Genomic DNA, 16,395 nt, shown 5'->3' with positions numbered 1-16,395 from the left:
CTTGATACAGGCAACCCTGCACCAGTTAAGGGTTTTTGAGGCTACCGCTCGACACAGTAGCTTCACCAAGGCGGCCGAGGAGTTATTTATCACTCAACCCACCGTCTCAACCCAAGTCAAACAACTCACAAAAGCCGTGGGTTTACCGCTATTCGAGCAAATTGGCAAACGTTTATTTTTAACCGAAGCGGGTGAGGAATTACTGTTCACCTGTCAAGAGATTTTTGATAAATTGGACAACTTTCAGATGAAAGTGGCCGATATTAAGGGAACTAGACAGGGAAAACTGACTTTAGGCGTGATTACTACCGCTAAATACTTTGTGCCGCGATTACTGGGGGCATTCTGTCAACAGTATCCCGGTATCGACATCGCTCTACAGGTGACTAATCACCAGAAACTGCAAGAGCGAATGTTAAACAACGAGGATGACCTCTATATTCTCAGTCAACCGCCGGAAGAAGTGGAACTTTGTTCTCAGTCTTTTCTGGAAAATCCCCTAGTGGTGGTGGCGCGACGAGATCATCCATTGGTGGGTCAGAAAAATCTCCCCCTTGAGTGCCTCAACCATCAACCTTTTATTATGCGCGAATCGGGATCTGGAACCCGCCAAGCCGTACAAAAATTATTTAATCTCCACGATATTAAAGTTAAGGTGCGCTTGGAATTAGGCAGTAACGAGGCGATTAAACAGGCTATTTCTGGCGGTTTGGGACTATCGGTACTATCTAAGCATACTCTCATCTCGGAAGGGGAAAACGGAGAATTAGCCATCCTCGACGTGGAACAGTTTCCGATTCAGCGCAATTGGTACGTTTGTTATCTGGCCGGAAAACAGCTTTCCGTGATTGCCGATGCCTTTTTAAAATACCTGCTGGAAGCTAGTCAAACCATCCCCATTCATGCCCCGTTAAAAAATGGTCACAGCTTATTCGTGAGCCATTAAACCTTAAACTTTAATTCAGGATCATTTTTCTTCTTGAGGTGGTTATATGTTCGAGTCCTTCAGCCAGACTATCTGGTTGGTACCTCTTTATGCCCTTGCGGGCGCACTTCTCGCTCTACCCTGGTCTCCCGGTATTATCCGGCAAACTGGCCCGCGACCGGCCGGTTATCTGAACTTGATCATGACCTGCTGGGCCTTTTTACATAGCCTTTTTGCTTTGATCGCCGTTTGGGGTCGTCCGCCGCAATCTATAGCATTTAATTGGCTAAATGCCGCAGATTTAAGCATATCTTTAGATGTGCAGATTTCGGTCGTTAATATCGGGGCTTTATTGCTAATTACCGGCTTAAACCTCGCTGCGCAGGTATATGCGATCGGCTATCTAGAAATGGATTGGGGTTGGGCAAGGTTTTATTCTCTCGTCGCCCTCTTTGAAGGGGGTATGTGCGCCCTCGTTATCTGTAATTCGCTATTTTTCAGCTATTGTGTGCTAGAAGTTCTCACCCTCGGCACTTATCTACTGATTGGTTTCTGGTTCAATCAATCTCTGGTGGTAACGGGGGCGCGGGATGCTTTTCTGACTAAACGGATTGGCGATTTAATCCTGTTGATGGGAGTGGTGGCCCTTTTACCCCTGGCGGGAACCTGGAACTTTGACGAATTAGCAGAATGGGCGGCTACAGCCAATTTAAACCCCAATGTGGCTAATTTACTCTGTTTGGCATTGATTGCAGGTCCGATGGGCAAATGCGCTCAATTTCCCCTGCATTTATGGCTAGATGAGGCCATGGAAGGACCGATGCCGGCGACAATTCTGCGGAATACCGTCGTCGTTTCCACTGGCGCTTGGTTATTGGTGAAATTAGAGCCGGTGCTACAATTATCGCCCCTAACCCTACAAGTAATGATCGTTGTTGGCTCTGTCACTGCCCTCGGTGCGGGTTTAATTGCGATCGCCCAGATCGATGTCAAGCGCTCCCTTTCCTATTCCGTCAGTGCCTACATGGGACTGATTTTTATCGCTGTGGCCACCGGACAAACGGAAACCGCTTTAGTGTTACTCTTTACATACGCGATCGCTATGTCCCTGTTAGTCATGGTGGTGGGTAACATCATTTGGAATAATATCAGCCAAGATTTAAGCCAATACGGCGGTTTATGGTCCCGTCGTCCCGTTTCTGGCATTTGTTATCTCGTCGGTGCCGCTAGTTTAGTCGCACTGCCTCCCTTTGGTGGTTTTTGGTCATTGGCCCGCATGGGCGATCGCCTCGCAGAAGTCAGTGGTTTACTGTTATTAGTGCTATTGTTGGTCAATGCCTTAACTGCCTTTAGTGTCACTAGAGAATTTTGCGTTTTCTTTGGCGGTAAAATCAAACCAATGACCCTGCGCTCTCCGGAAGCTCTTTGGCCCTTAGTTATCCCCATGACTGTGACCATGGGTTTCGCCATTCATGTGCCGATTTTATTGGCACAATGGCATTTATTACCCAGTGACTTAAATCTGGGAGTGGCTTTTCTCTTGGTACTTGCCACTGCTGCCGGCGTAATTCCGGCAGCCTATATTTATCTAAATGAAAATATCCCCAAACCGATCGTTTTTCAACCCAAAGCCGTTCAAGATTTCTTCGCCAACGACCTTTATACCGCCCAATTGTATAAAGTCACCATTGTTTTTGTCGTCGGATTAATCTCGCAAATTATTAACTGGATTGATACCTTTCTGGTGGATGGCATCGTTAATCTGGTGGGATTAGCCACGGTTTTTGGTGGTCAGAGTTTGAAATATAACGTCTCGGGCCAGACCCAATTTTACTTTCTGTCGATTATTTTGGGGGTGGCTTTGATTGGTATTATCATCTGCTGGCCCCTACTATCACAAATTTCTCTAGTTTTCAGTTAAAGATTTGATAACTTAGGCTTTTCTTTAGCATCCCCGGCCCTGACAATAGGATTTGTCCTGATTAATGGAAACAATTACCTATGTTCAACACCTCTCGTCGCCAATTAATCCGTTATGGGGGTGGTTTTTTGGGAACCAGTCTAGCCGCCTCTGTTTTGGGTTCTCAGTTGTCCAAAACTAACGCCCAAACCGCCGTTAATTCCCAGCCATGGCTAACGGCTCAAAATCAAGGATTGAACCCAGACCAGGCCTTAACTATGCTCATGGAAGGCAATCAACGTTTCTGGGAACGAAGAAAAAAAAGTCCTAACCGCGATCAAGCTCGACTCACAGAAGTGGCCGAAAGTCAAGCCCCTTTTGCGGCAATTTTGGGCTGTGCCGATTCTCGCGTGCCGGCAGAAATCGTTTTTGATCAAGGATTAGGAGATCTATTTGTTTGTCGGGTAGCGGGAAATTTAGCCACTTCCGAAGAAATTGGTAGCCTTGAATTCGGTACGTTGGTGTTAGGAGCCAAGGTAATTGTTGTCCTTGGTCATTCTCGTTGTGGAGCGGTAAAAGCCACCATTGAAGGCGGTCGTTTCCCCGGACAAATCGGTCGTTTAATCGATGGATTACAGGTGGGAGTTGATCGGGCAGAAAAACAACCCGGTTCTAACAAACTTGAGCGAGCGATTAAATCCAATGTTATCTATCAAGTAGAGAAATTGGGCAAATCCCCAGTCATGGGTGATTTAGTAGATAAAAAACAATTAAAAATTGTTGGAGCCTACTACGATCTCGATACTGGCAAAGTGAATTTAATTTAGTCAATTCCAGATTAGTCATCGTGTTGGTTGGCTAATCCTTTTCTCATCCCAGTCATTATAAATTTGATCGATACCAATATGCTCAGTACCCTGCTTTGGTTGCCAATAATTGGAGCAATTATCGTCGGTCTTTTCCCCGATAAATTTGCGCCAGCAAAATTACGTCAAATAACTGTCTTTTTTGTTGCCGCCGTCTTCTTGTGGTCTTTATATCTGCTGACTCAATATAACTTAACCAGCAGTGGCTTTCAATTTTCTGAATACCGCGAATGGGCAAAACCAATCGGTTTAAGTTATAACCTCGGAGTCGATGGTTTGTCCTTACCGTTAATTATTTTAAACTGTTTCTTGACAGGAATAGCTATCTATAGTACCGAAGAAAAACTAGAGCGTCCCCGACTTTATTACATCCTAATCCTCCTGATTAACGCCGGGGTTTCTGGAGCATTAATGGCCAAAAACCTGCTGCTGTTCATCGTTTTCTATGAACTAGAATTAATCCCCTTTTATCTGATGATTGCTATCTGGGGAGGCGAAAAACGTGGCTATGCTTCGATTAAATTTCTTCTCTACACTGCTGTCTCTGGGTTATTAGTCCTAGCGGCATTTTTAGGCATAGGTTTCCTCAACGGTGGTACTTTTGACTATTCCTCCCTCTCCACCGCCGATTTTTCCCCAAAAACCCAGTTACTGCTCTTAACTCTGCTGTTAGTGGGATTTGGCATCAAAATCCCCCTCGTACCTCTCCATACTTGGCTACCGGATGCCTATACGGAAGCTTCCCCCGCTACAGCAATTTTATTAGGTGGTATCCTCGCTAAACTCGGTACTTATGGCTTAGTTCGCTTTGGTCTGCAATTATTCCCGGAAACTTGGTCTTTAATCGCCCCCGGACTGGCAATTATCGGCGTTATTAGCGTTATTTACGGGGCCTTGAGCGCTATTGCCCAAAAAGACATTAAACGCATGGTGGCCTACAGTTCGATCGGTCACATGGGCTATATACTGGTAGCAGCCGCCGCCGGCACGGGTTTAAGCGTCCTTGGTGCCGTCGCGCAGATGATTAGCCACGGTCTCATTCTCGCCCTCTTATTCTATCTGGTGGGCATCGTCGAACGCAAAGCCGGAACTAGAGATTTAGACGTTTTAAACGGTTTAATGAACCCAATTCGCGGTTTACCCTTGGTTAGCGCCCTGTTAATTCTCGCCGGTATGGCCAGTGCTGGGATCCCCGGATTAGTGGGATTTGTGGCGGAATTTATCGTTTTTCAGGGTAGTTTCTCCCGTTTTCCCGTGCAGACGGTTCTCTGTATCATCGCTTCCGGTTTAACGGCGGTTTACTTTGTTATCCTGCTTAATCGCACCTGTTTTGGTAAATTGGATAATCAACTTGCCTACTATCCCAAAGTCCTGAAATCGGAAACTATCCCCGCTTTTGTCCTAATGGTATTAATCGTCTTTTTAGGTATTCAACCCAATTATTTAGTCCGTTGGATTGAACCCACCACTAACTCGATGGTTGCCAGCTTATCGGGGGAAGCAAAACCTAGTTTTGTCTTCAAAAAATCTTCGCAAAAGTCCTCAAAAACCAACTGGTTAAATCGGGGTAAATTTTTGAGTAATAGTTAGTTATCCCTCGCTGTTTCCGAATTATTGTAACCGTTGCTAATTACTTTACCTAAAACTATGACTGGGACATTAATCAAAGCCAAAATTCCCCCTTCTACTCACGAATTTGCCGACATTATCCATCGTTTAGAAGCGGGTGGATCCATGTTGCCGGATACTCCCGAAAACCTGATGCAAATTATCGGCATTTATAAAGCTTATGCCGTACCGATGGATTTTTATTGGCGAGATCTGCTCTATATTGCCGAACGAGTTTTCCTCGATCCTTTGCCCTTTTTTAAATATTTTCTGCCCCAAGAATACCTAGACCTACAAAATCATTACGCTGGCGATAATGCCGATTTACGCATCTGGCGCGGTACGGGTTCCGCTCACCCTGAATTGTTAGAATTCATGGATAAAGGTAAAACCCGAAAAATGCCCAGATTAATCCATCATCTCTGGCATGACCGTATTAATATGGAATTTGCCGAAGCTTGTATGCAAGCCATGTTATGGCATGGCCGTGATATGGGTTGGGGTTTATTTGATGCCTATCTTGATTCAGAAGAATATCGCCAAAATGCCGACCGCGCTATTAAGGCCTATTTCAAGAAAAACCCCGTGATGATGAAACTTTATGACCTGTTCCCCGATATGTTTTTGGAACAGGTGCGGATGATGTCCTATTACTCTAATTTAGGACTATTCTGGGAAGTGATGGCCCCGGTATTTTTCGAGATGTCTGATATCTACGATGAAGGCGGGTTTAAAGGTGTTCCCGATGCTATGAATTTCCTCGTCAATGGCATTTTTGCCATCGCTGGCCGGCCAATTTACCATCACGTTTATATTGATGGTCAATGCTACGAAATTATCCCCAAATCAAAGGCTTTTACTTGGCTTTATGAAGCGGCTTTACCCTATGTGGAAGCGGTCTTTTATCGTACTGCTCCCTTCCGGGGTACAAAGTCCTATAATGCCCAAGCAAAACAGGTTCCCGACGAACAAAAAGACTTTCACTATGGCATTCTTTATGCGGATGTTTTCCCCGTGGGTACTGCGGGAATTCCCCCCACGTTGTTAATGGATGATATGTATCATTTTTTACCCCAATATCTGATCGATTACTATCAGCAACAATGCCGGGGGCAAGATGATATTTTGATTCAATTGGGCATTAGTTTCCAGCGATCGATGTATAATGTGACTTCGGCAGTTATTCAAGCTCTACGCACTGCTTTACTCTATCCCCTCGATGATCCTAATCCCAAACATTTACTGAAAAATCGTCAATTCTTTGAGGCACAAATGGACAGATTTAAACGCCCCGAAGCACGTCTTAGAGATATCCAAAGTCCTAATTATCGTTGAGGTTTTTTGCTTACTTTTCTGGTGGGTTTATAGCCCACCTTTTTTGATATAATGAGATGGACGACACCCAACCTCAAAAAAGATGACCACTTTTCCCATCATCGACAATAACGAGTTCTGTGCGGATGAGGTAAAATTTCCCCCCAGGGATATCTGGAGTGAGGAACCCCCCTTGGAAAGCTACGCTCATTTACAACAAATTCTGATTTTACTTCAATGTTTAGAATGGTTATGGCAAGATCGCAATGATTATTTTGCTGCCGCTAATTTGAGCATTTATTATAGTCCTAATCAGAAAAAATCTGAGGATTTTCGCGGCCCAGATTTTTTTGTCGTTTTGGGAACAGAAAGACGCTTGGATCGAAAAAGTTGGGTGGTTTGGGGAGAAGGGGGCAAATATCCCGATGTTATCGTGGAAATTCTCTCTCCTAGTACCGCCAAAGTAGATCGCGGCCAGAAAAAACAAATTTATCAAGATATTTTTCGCACTCCCGATTATTTTTGGTTCGATCCTGAAACCTTAGAATTTCAAGGATTTAGGCTAATGGAAGGGCAATATCAAGCAATTGAACCGACAGACAGAGGTTGGTTGTGGAGCGATCGCTTAGGCTTATTTCTGGGTATTTATCAACAACAATTACGCTATTTTAATAGGGAGGGGGAATTAATTCCTACCCCCGCAGAAGTGGCTAAACAGGAACGTCAAGAGAAGGTTTTAGCTTTACAACAAATAGAAAAATTAAAATCTCGTTTACGCGAGTTAGGAGCCGATTTAGAAGGTATTTAAAGCCAGTTTTTTTCAGTGAAAATATATCTATTTTCCTGTAATTACCCTACCCCTCTCCCATTTAGAGGCTCTTCTCGACTTTGTGTGATAATTTTTGCTTATGGAACCCTGAAGTGCTTATTGGGCAAAACTTTTAGGACTATTTTGCGGATATTCTATCGGTATAGACCTCGTTTCCACACAGAAACCAGAAGAGCCATTTAGATAGTCAACAGCTTAGTATTTTTTGCCTCTTGCCTGACTGGGAGTCACAAGTCTAAGCTAAGAATAAGTAGGTAGGTGTTAAAAACTTTCAGATGCCCCCCTTATTAAGGGGGGATCAAGGGGGATCCCCCCGCCTATCGGCACCCCCCTTATCAAGGGGGATCCCCCCGCCTATCGGCACCCCCCTTATTAAGGGGGATCCCCCCGCCTATCGGCACCCCCCTTATTAAGGGGGATCCCCCCGCCTATCGGCACCCCCCTTATCAAGGGGGGCAGGGGGGGTCGAACCCAAAATCCATCTTCAATTTAATTATAACCAGCTACTTAGCTGGCCAACCTGTCCCGACCACCGGATAACTGATAGAATGAATGATTCTAACGCTAATTCTCCCGCTCAATCCTCAGAAGAGACAATAGATGAAACCAATTGGGTGGACATGGGGGAAGAAGGGAAACCCCTAGATAAACCCACCCCCAAACCTATCCAACCATCTCCCCTCAAGTCTATCGCTACCCTGATCACGGTGGAGACGGCTTTTTTGGCCAGTGCTACCAGTTTAATCTGGTTAATTGACTATTATTTTCCCCTCGGACCGTTATTAAGGGTTTTCTTCCCGATTCCTATCGCTTTGGCCTATTTACGTTGGGGCGCTCGTTGTGCTTGGATGACAGCATTAGTTTCTAGTTTACTTTTGTCGGTGTTAATGGGACCGACTCGCAGTATTGTCTTTTTGATTCCCCACGGCTTGATGGGGGTACAATTGGGGCTATGCTGGCGCCGGGGTGCGCGCTGGGAATTTTCTATCTTGACTGGGGGACTGTTGGGGGCTTTTGGTTTATTCTTTCGTTTTTGGCTGTTTTCAATTCTTTTAGGCGAAAATCTCTGGTTATATGTGATTACCCAAGCGACTAATTTTATTGATTGGATTTTCACCTGGTTAGGGATTCTCGCTAAACCGACGCTGCTGCAAGTGCAATCGGTGGCAGTTGTGGGCATATTTGTCAATAGTTTATTATACTTATTTGCCGTACATTTAGTGGCCTTATTAGTTCTCGATCGCCTCGGTAATCCGATTTCTCGTCCACCCAAATGGGTGCAGGTCATACTAGATTATGAGTGATTATCTTGGTCAGGGGATCATCGAAAATTTGGGTCTGAAACCCCGTCGTTCTACGACGGCTTTACTGTTAAATATGAGCATCGTTTACGAAATATATGCTAGAATGTGAGACATGGAAAAAGCCTACTCGTTCCGATTTTACCCCACACCCGAACAAGAGTCGCTATTGCGGCGCACATTGGGCTGTGTAAGATTGGTTGACAATAAGGCACTCCATCTCAGAACACAAGCTTGGTACGAAAGACAAGAAAGAGTAGGATATACTGAAACTTCTTCAATGCTAACTGATTGGAAAAAACAAGAAGAATTAGAGTTTTTAAACGAAGTTAGCTGTGTACCTTTACAACAAGGGTTAAGACATTTACAAACAGCTTTTACTAATTTCTTTGCTGGTCGTACTAAGTATCCTAACTTTAAGAAAAAACATCAGGGAGGAAGTGCCGAATTTACCAAATCAGCCTTTAAATTTAAAGACAAACAAATCTATTTAGCCAAATGCACAGAACCTTTACCTATTCGATGGTCAAGACAAATCCCAGAAAGCTGTGACCCAAGTACAGTAACAGTCAGATTACATCCCTCAGGACGTTGGCATATTTCAATAAGATTTGATGACCCAACGATTAAGCCTCTACCAGTAACAGATAAAGCCATCGGAATTGACTTAGGAATTAGTAGCCTTGTGATTACCAGCGATGGCGATAAAGTGTCTAATCCCAAGCATTTTAAAAACCATTATCGGAGACTGCGAAGAGCAGCGAAAAATCTTTCTAGAAAACAGAAAGGGTCAAAAAATCGGGAAAAAGCAAGAATCAAAGTAGCCAAGATTCACGCTCAAATCACCGATAGTAGAAAAGACCATTTACATAAGCTAACCACTCAATTAGTTCGTGAAAACCAAACGATTGTGGTTGAGAATTTAGCCGTTAAGAATATGGTCAAAAACCCGAAATTATCTCAGGCAATATCTGATGTAAGCTGGGGAGAAATCACCCGACAATTAGCCTATAAATGCCGTTGGTACGGGAAAAATTACATCGAAATAGATAGATGGTTTCCTAGCTCTAAAAGGTGTAGTAATTGTGGGTATATTGCCCTTGAAAATGCCGTTAAATGTTCGAGAATGGGATTGTCCAGACTGTGGGACTCACCATGACCGAGATATTAACGCAAGTAAAAATATTTTGGCCGCAGGGCTTGCGGTGTCAGTCTGTAGAGCGACCATAAGACCAGAACAGAGTAAATCTGTTAAGGCAGGTGCGAAAAATCCTTCGGGAAAGAAGCAGAAACCTAAATCGTGAGGTTTGGGAATCACCGTCCGTTTACGGCGGCGAGGATGTCAACGTCTTGTCAGAGAGTGACCGAGTGAGTTATAGTCGTCTATAAGACTCGATTAAAGCATTTCTTAAAAGAATCGTGGTTTTTGGAAAATCGAAAAGTGCGCTATTTTCCCTTCCACAGAAACCTGTTGCCGAGGGGAGTAACTCAAAAACTCCTTTTTTCCTAGATTCTGATAGACAGAACCGGCGGAAACGGATAAAAAATGCTGTTATCGAGCAATACTCAGGGATTAATTGAAAATCTCGTCTCCTGGCTGTGCTTACCTAATTGTGGGTCAAGCCGGCAGTTGCCAAACAGACTTAACAACTGAAACCAAGACTCAGTTCCCACGTCTGAGGGGCAGATGAACATCAAGATGAGGCTTTAACGATGCGGACTCATCTTCTTAGAACTTTCTTAACAAGACCAGATTTCCAGAAGTAGCCTCAAAGCATAGACAAATAGCCCATGGTCCGTCGCTTTTGAAACCGAAAGATTGAGGAAATTGAATGCCAAAACAAATAATCATAGCCGAACAACACCATATAGCGGCTGTTTTTTGGGAAGATCAAATTCAGGAATTAGTTGTAGCCACAGGTAATCAGCAGGTGGCCGACATCTATCTAGGATTAGTGGAAAATGTCATCCCCGGGATAGATGCAGCCTTCGTCAATATTGGCGACGCGGAACGCAATGGCTTTATCCATGTCACCGACCTGGGCCCCTTAAGACTGAAAAAAACCGCCGGTGCTATCACGGAATTACTGGCCCCCCAGCAAAAAGTGCTGGTACAGGTAATGAAAGAACCCACCGGCAACAAGGGACCGCGGCTAACGGGAAATGTCACTCTCCCCGGTCGTTATCTGGTATTGATGCCCAATGGTCGCGGGGTGAATCTTTCCCGTCGCATCCGCAGTGAAGACGAGCGCTCCCGTTTACGAGCTTTAGGGATTTTGGTCAAACCGGCGGGGATGGGGTTGCTGGTACGCACCGAGGCCGAAGGCAAAGCGGAAGAGGCGATTATCGAGGATTTGGAATTTCTGCAAAAACAGTGGGAGAATATCCAACAGATGGCCGTCAGCACCCGGGCCCCGGCCCTGCTGAACCGCGATGATGACTTTATTCAAAGGGTTTTGCGGGATATGTACAGTGCCGATGTCAATCGCATTGTTGTGGATAACCCGATGGCGGTAAAACGAGTGAAACAGCAATTGACGAACTGGGGCGGCGGCAAAGCTCTCGAAGGGGTTTATATCGACTCCCATCGGGAAACCCAGCCAATTCTCGACTATTTCCGGGTTAACGCCGCCATTCGCGAGGCCCTGAAACCCCGGGTTGATTTACCCTCCGGCGGCTACATTATCATCGAACCGACGGAAGCTTTAACGGTAATTGATGTTAACTCCGGTTCCTTTACCCGTTCGGCCACGGCCCGGGAAACCGTACTCTGGACTAATAGCGAGGCCGCCACAGAAATCGCCCGACAACTGCGCTTGAGAAATATCGGCGGTGTGGTGGTGGTGGACTTCATCGATATGGATTCCCGTCGCGACCAGTTGAAACTGCTGGAATTGTTTAATAAGGCCCTGAAAAGCGATAAGGCCCGGCCCCAGATTGCCCAATTATCGGAATTGGGGTTAGTGGAATTAACTCGTAAGCGTCAGGGGAAAAACATTTATGAATTATTCGGCAAAACCTGTAACCATTGCGGCGGACTGGGCCATTTAGCCCATCTACCCGGAGAAGGCAACGCCATCGCCCTAGAAACCCCCACCGTTAGCCGCGCGGAAAAAGAAACCTTTGTCGTTGCTCCGACTAATACAAAAGTTCTACCCGATAAGAGCGCTCCTAGCGTTGCGGCGGCCGAACCCTATCTAGAAGTTTTCTCCGAATTTGAGGCCGAAGAAAACGCCCAAGAGATAGATCTTTCCTTCCATCCCAACTACCAAGAACAGGTTAATAATTCTCGCCGTCGCCGTCGCCGTCGTCCCTCGGAACTGTTACTAAAAGAGGAACGGAGCGAAAAAGCCTCTACTAACGGTGTTAACAACGAAATCGAGCCGGAATCGGAACCCCAACGCTTTGAGGAAAAACGAGAACGCCCCGCCCGTCTCTCGAAACGGGGAGAAGATGCCAGCGCCGCCAAAAATATCCCCGTCAGCGAACGGGAGCGGGTTTCCGTGGAAATGACCCCGGTAGAACAGGAAGTTTATTCTTTAATGGGCATTTCTCCCCTGATTCTGGTGGATAAGGAGTTTAAAGACCCGAAATCGGTGATTGTTTCCGTGAAACTGCCAGGGGAAAGAGAAGCGGAAAACCCAGAAATGCCTGCTGCCACTCCTGAAATATCCTTGATTCCTACCCCAGAAGCTGAGGTCGCACCAGTCGAAGGGATGGAAACCGGCGAGGAAGCCGAAAATCGTTCCTTGGTGCGCCGTCGTCGTCGTTCCACCACTAGCGAAGTTAGTCAGGAAATCAACCAAGAAGCTAGTCCACCAGTGACTTTTACGCCCGAACCGATTACGACCGAAACTCCAGTTTTTCTGGGCGAAGTCATTCCTTTAGAGACCCCGGTGAGCGCCGAGGTGACAGAGGAGCCACAACTAGAGGCTGAAACCGCGGTGCTGCGTCGTCGTCGTCGTCGTTCCTCCGCCACTGTCGATGAGTCATGAGCGCAGAACCCTTAATTGCCGGTGTCGATGAGGTGGGGCGCGGGGCTTTATTTGGCCCCGTGGTGGCGGCGGTAGTGGTCACTGTCCCCTCTGGTTTTGCGCGGCTGTGGGAGTTGGGGGTGAAGGATAGTAAGCAACTTAGCCCCCAAAAACGGCAAAAGTTGAGCCAGCAAATACAACGGGATTTTGTTTGTCGCATCGGTTATGCTACGGTGAAAGAGATCGATCGCTTGAATATTTTTCATGCCTCCCTACTGGCGATGAGCAGAGCTATGCAGAAATTACCCCTTTCTCCCAGTCTCTGCTGGGTCGATGGCAAGCACATTATTAAAGATTTGTCAATCCCCCAAAAGGCGGTAATTCAGGGAGATCGACAATCCCCGGTAATTGCGGCGGCTAGTATCGTGGCCAAAGTCTGGCGCGATGACTTAATTACTCGTTGGCACAGACGCTATCCCGATTATGGACTCCCTCGTCACAAGGGTTATGGCACTGCTCAACACCTAGAAGCGATTGGCAACTATGGACTTACTTCTCAGCACCGGCTCTCTTTTAGTCCCTGTCAACCGAGGTTGAGGCCATGACTGCCGAACAATTTGCCCAAGGGTTATCGAAAATTCTTGACCGATAGCCAAAAAATCCCCCCCTTTTTACCAGAAATCAAAAGGGGAGAAGATATTAGATAGCCTTACAGTCCGGCCATCCATTCCGTATGGAAAAACTCACCTCTGGGTTTATCGGTACGTTCATAGGTATGAGCGCCAAAATAATCCCGTTGTGCTTGGGTGAGATTTTGCGGTAAATTGGCCCGACGATAACTATCAAAATAGTCCAAAGAAGAACTAAAAGCCGGGACGGGAATTCCCAACTTATTAGCTAAGACTAACACCTCACGCCAAGCTTCTTGGCGATCGAGGATACTTTGCTTAAATTCCGGCGCTAACAACAAATTCGGCAGGCCCGGATTTTCCGCAAAAGCCTTGCGAATTTTATCCAAGAAACCGGCCCGAATAATACAGCCGCCCTTCCAAATCCGGGCCGATTCCGGCAGACTGATATTATAGTTAAACTCCTGAGAAGCTTTAGCGATTAAAGCCATACCCTGGGCATAGGAACACATTTTCGAGCAGTAAAGAGCATCACGCACCTTATCCACAAATAGTGCCGCATCCCCCGGATAGGTTTCCCCAGGTCCGGGTAACTCTTTGGCGGCTGCCACCCGTTCATCCTTATAAGCGGACATCACGCGAGCATTAACCGCAGCATAAATGGTCGGAATTGGCACCCCCAACTCCAAGGAACTTAATACAGTCCAGCGTCCTGTTCCCTTTTGTCCCGCCGAATCCAAGATTAAATCTATCAGATGATGACCAGTTTCCGGGTCAACATACTTAAAGATATCGGCGGTAATTTCAATTAAATAAGAATTAAGCTCATCGGTGCGGTTCCACTCGGCGAAAGTTTCCTGTAACTGCTGATTGCTTAATCCTAGACCATTTTTCAGTACATCGTAGGCTTCCGCAATTAACTGCATATCGCCGTACTCGATGCCATTGTGAACCATTTTCACATAATGGCCCGCACCACCAGATCCCACATAGGTGACACAGGGACCATCATCGACTTGGGCGGCAATTTTAATTAAAATCGGCTCTAATTCCCGATAGGCGAACTCTGTACCCCCCGGCATCAGGGAAGGACCGTGCAGAGCGCCTTCTTCGCCACCACTGACTCCCATGCCGACAAAACCCAGTTTAGTGGTCGATTCTAGGTCGCGGGTGCGTCTTTCCGTGTCCTCGTAGAGGGAGTTACCGCCATCGATAATCATATCTCCTTCTTCGAGAAGGGGTTTTAATTGTTCGATCACGGCATCCACCGGCGGGCCAGCTTTTACCATGACCAGAATTTTGCGGGGACGCTCTAAAATTTGGACGAATTCTTCTAAACTATAGGCCGCCTTGACATCTTTGCCGACGGCGCGAGTTTCCATAAATTCTTTAGTTTTGCTGGCGGTGCGATTGTAAACAGCGATGGGAAAACCCCGACTCTCCACATTGAGAGCGAGATTTTCTCCCATGACAGCTAGTCCGATAACACCGAAGGTACGTTTAGTCATAGAAATTCAGTCTCGGCTGATGCGTTCTTCTTCCCCTTTTAGCGCCTACTTTCCCTAAGATAGCTAAACTTTCCCTATTTCTTAAGCCTTGACTAATCAGTGATCAGTGATCAGTAATCAGTAATCAGTGATCAGATTTGGGTTTTCAGTGAACAGCATTAAGTGAGGAGTGTTACAGCGTTTCTCCTCAAGATGAAGTGTAATCCAAGTAGATAGGTATTAAAAACTTTCAGATCCCCCCGCCTATCGGCACCCCCCTTATCAAGGGGGGCAGGGGGGATCGAACCTAAAATCCATTTTTAATTTAATTATAACCAGCTACTTAATTTGGTATCATCCCCAGACGACTGGCTACTGTTGCCCGTTCCCTAAAACCAGAGACTTCCTACCTCACCATTAAGATAACTGCTATAAATGGCATTCACTGATGACTGAAAAACCCCCAAGCGCAGAAAAATTAATGCTAATGTTAAATTAAATTAAGAAAATCCTCATTCTTGTTATATGCAGTTAACTTGGCTTGATAGTAATTCTTGGTTAATCGAAATCGGGGGAAAACGCCTGCTTCTCGATCCTTGGTTGGTAGGTTCCTTGACTTTTGGTAATTTAACTTGGCTATTTGAGGGCAAAAAAACCGCTAATCATGCCATTCCCGAACATATCGATCTGATTCTTCTCTCCCAAGGTTTGGAAGATCACGCCCATCCTCCTACTTTACAGGTACTTGATCGCCAAATTCCCGTGGTGGCTTCTCCTAATGCCGAAAAAGTGGTTCGAGCGCTTAATTATACCCATCGCATCCCTTTAACCCACGGCTCTAGTTATATCTTTGACAATGCGATCGAAATTACTGCTGTCCCCGGTTCTCCAATCGGGCCGACTCTAGTGGAAAATGGTTATGTTATCAAGGAATTAGCGACAAATCAGAGTATCTACTACGAACCCCACGGTTATCATTCTCCTAGCCTCGATTCTCTTGGTAAAATCTCCGTGATTATTACTCCTTTGATTGACTTAAAAATACCTTTCCTCGGACCGGTAATCAAAGGACAAGAAAGTGCCTTAGCAGTTTGTCAACGCTTGCAGCCCGAATATATTATTTCTACGGCTGCCGGTGGTGATATCGAGTTTAAAGGATTATTGATGGCGGTGTTAAGTGCTGGGGGTAGTCCCGAATCCTTTCAAGAATTATTAACATCCCATGACTTGCCGACAAAGGTAATTGATCCTCGTCCTTGGCAACCTTTTACGGTGGAATTAGGCGAGTGCGTTCCGGGTTTGAGCTAATCTGAGTTAAGGGAAGAATAGAAAAAAGTTAAAACTTTCTTCCCGATTTTTATCTAAAAAAGTAGAATTTTTGTTATAAGTAGATAGGTATTAAAAACTTTCAGATCCCCCCGCCTATCGGCACCCCCCTTATCAAGGGGGGCAGGGGGGATCGAACCTAAAATCCATTTCTAATTTAATTATAACCAGCTACTTATCTTTGCCTGCTACAGATGACATTAATTGTTTGAAAAAACTGGCTCTCTTGAATATTG

General features: G+C 45.7%; 11 protein-coding genes and 1 pseudogene. 11 read left to right on the top strand and 1 reads right to left on the bottom strand.

Annotation, left to right across the window (positions count from 1 at the left end; translation table 11 throughout):
• Window position 1 precedes the first annotated feature (1 nt).
• From VL20_RS19395 to VL20_RS19350, 10 genes and pseudogenes are all read left to right on the top strand, one after another.
• Window positions 2-946: a LysR family transcriptional regulator gene (locus VL20_RS19395; protein WP_052277501.1), complete on the top strand. Its 945-nt coding sequence runs from the start codon at window positions 2-4 to the stop codon at window positions 944-946.
• Window positions 947-992: 46 nt separating this feature from the next.
• Entirely contained in the window at window positions 993-2,846 is a 1,854-nt protein-coding gene (locus VL20_RS19390) for an NAD(P)H-quinone oxidoreductase subunit F (RefSeq protein WP_052277500.1), read from the top strand.
• 80 nt (window positions 2,847-2,926) lie between these two features.
• Window positions 2,927-3,652: a carbonic anhydrase gene (locus VL20_RS19385; RefSeq protein WP_052277499.1), complete on the top strand. Its 726-nt coding sequence runs from the start codon at window positions 2,927-2,929 to the stop codon at window positions 3,650-3,652.
• 78 nt (window positions 3,653-3,730) lie between these two features.
• Entirely contained in the window at window positions 3,731-5,281 is a 1,551-nt protein-coding gene (locus VL20_RS19380; protein ID WP_052277498.1) for an NADH-quinone oxidoreductase subunit M, read from the top strand.
• 57 nt (window positions 5,282-5,338) lie between these two features.
• Window positions 5,339-6,634, top strand: a complete 1,296-nt coding sequence (locus tag VL20_RS19375; RefSeq protein WP_012264895.1) for a CO2 hydration protein — start codon at window positions 5,339-5,341, stop codon at window positions 6,632-6,634.
• 82 nt (window positions 6,635-6,716) lie between these two features.
• Complete coding sequence (locus VL20_RS19370) at window positions 6,717-7,421, top strand: Uma2 family endonuclease (RefSeq protein WP_002786439.1); 705 nt, start codon at window positions 6,717-6,719, stop codon at window positions 7,419-7,421.
• A 569-nt stretch (window positions 7,422-7,990) separates the two neighbouring features.
• Window positions 7,991-8,746: a DUF2232 domain-containing protein gene (locus tag VL20_RS19365; RefSeq protein WP_128575262.1), complete on the top strand. Its 756-nt coding sequence runs from the start codon at window positions 7,991-7,993 to the stop codon at window positions 8,744-8,746.
• Between the two features lie 112 nt (window positions 8,747-8,858).
• Window positions 8,859-10,047 (top strand): annotated as a pseudogene (locus VL20_RS19360) (RNA-guided endonuclease InsQ/TnpB family protein).
• A gap of 528 nt (window positions 10,048-10,575) precedes the next feature.
• Window positions 10,576-12,738: a ribonuclease E gene (locus VL20_RS19355; protein ID WP_052277497.1), complete on the top strand. Its 2,163-nt coding sequence runs from the start codon at window positions 10,576-10,578 to the stop codon at window positions 12,736-12,738.
• Complete coding sequence (locus VL20_RS19350; RefSeq protein ID WP_052277496.1) at window positions 12,735-13,322, top strand: ribonuclease HII; 588 nt, start codon at window positions 12,735-12,737, stop codon at window positions 13,320-13,322. Before VL20_RS19355 ends, VL20_RS19350 begins: the two co-directional genes overlap by 4 nt.
• 104 nt (window positions 13,323-13,426) lie before the next feature.
• On the opposite strand, the gene gnd is transcribed toward VL20_RS19350, so the two are convergent.
• The gene (gene gnd / locus VL20_RS19345) at window positions 13,427-14,854 is read right to left on the bottom strand and encodes a decarboxylating NADP(+)-dependent phosphogluconate dehydrogenase (protein WP_052277495.1); all 1,428 of its coding nucleotides are present in this window, start codon (window positions 14,852-14,854) and stop codon (window positions 13,427-13,429) included.
• A 504-nt stretch (window positions 14,855-15,358) separates the two neighbouring features.
• Here gnd and VL20_RS19340 point away from each other — a divergent pair.
• Entirely contained in the window at window positions 15,359-16,141 is a 783-nt protein-coding gene (locus VL20_RS19340; protein WP_052277494.1) for an MBL fold metallo-hydrolase, read from the top strand.
• Window positions 16,142-16,395: the final 254 nt, after the last annotated feature.

The organism is Microcystis panniformis FACHB-1757, assembly GCF_001264245.1.
GTDB lineage: Bacteria > Cyanobacteriota > Cyanobacteriia > Cyanobacteriales > Microcystaceae > Microcystis > Microcystis panniformis.
This window is presented reverse-complemented; position numbering and strand designations above follow the sequence as displayed.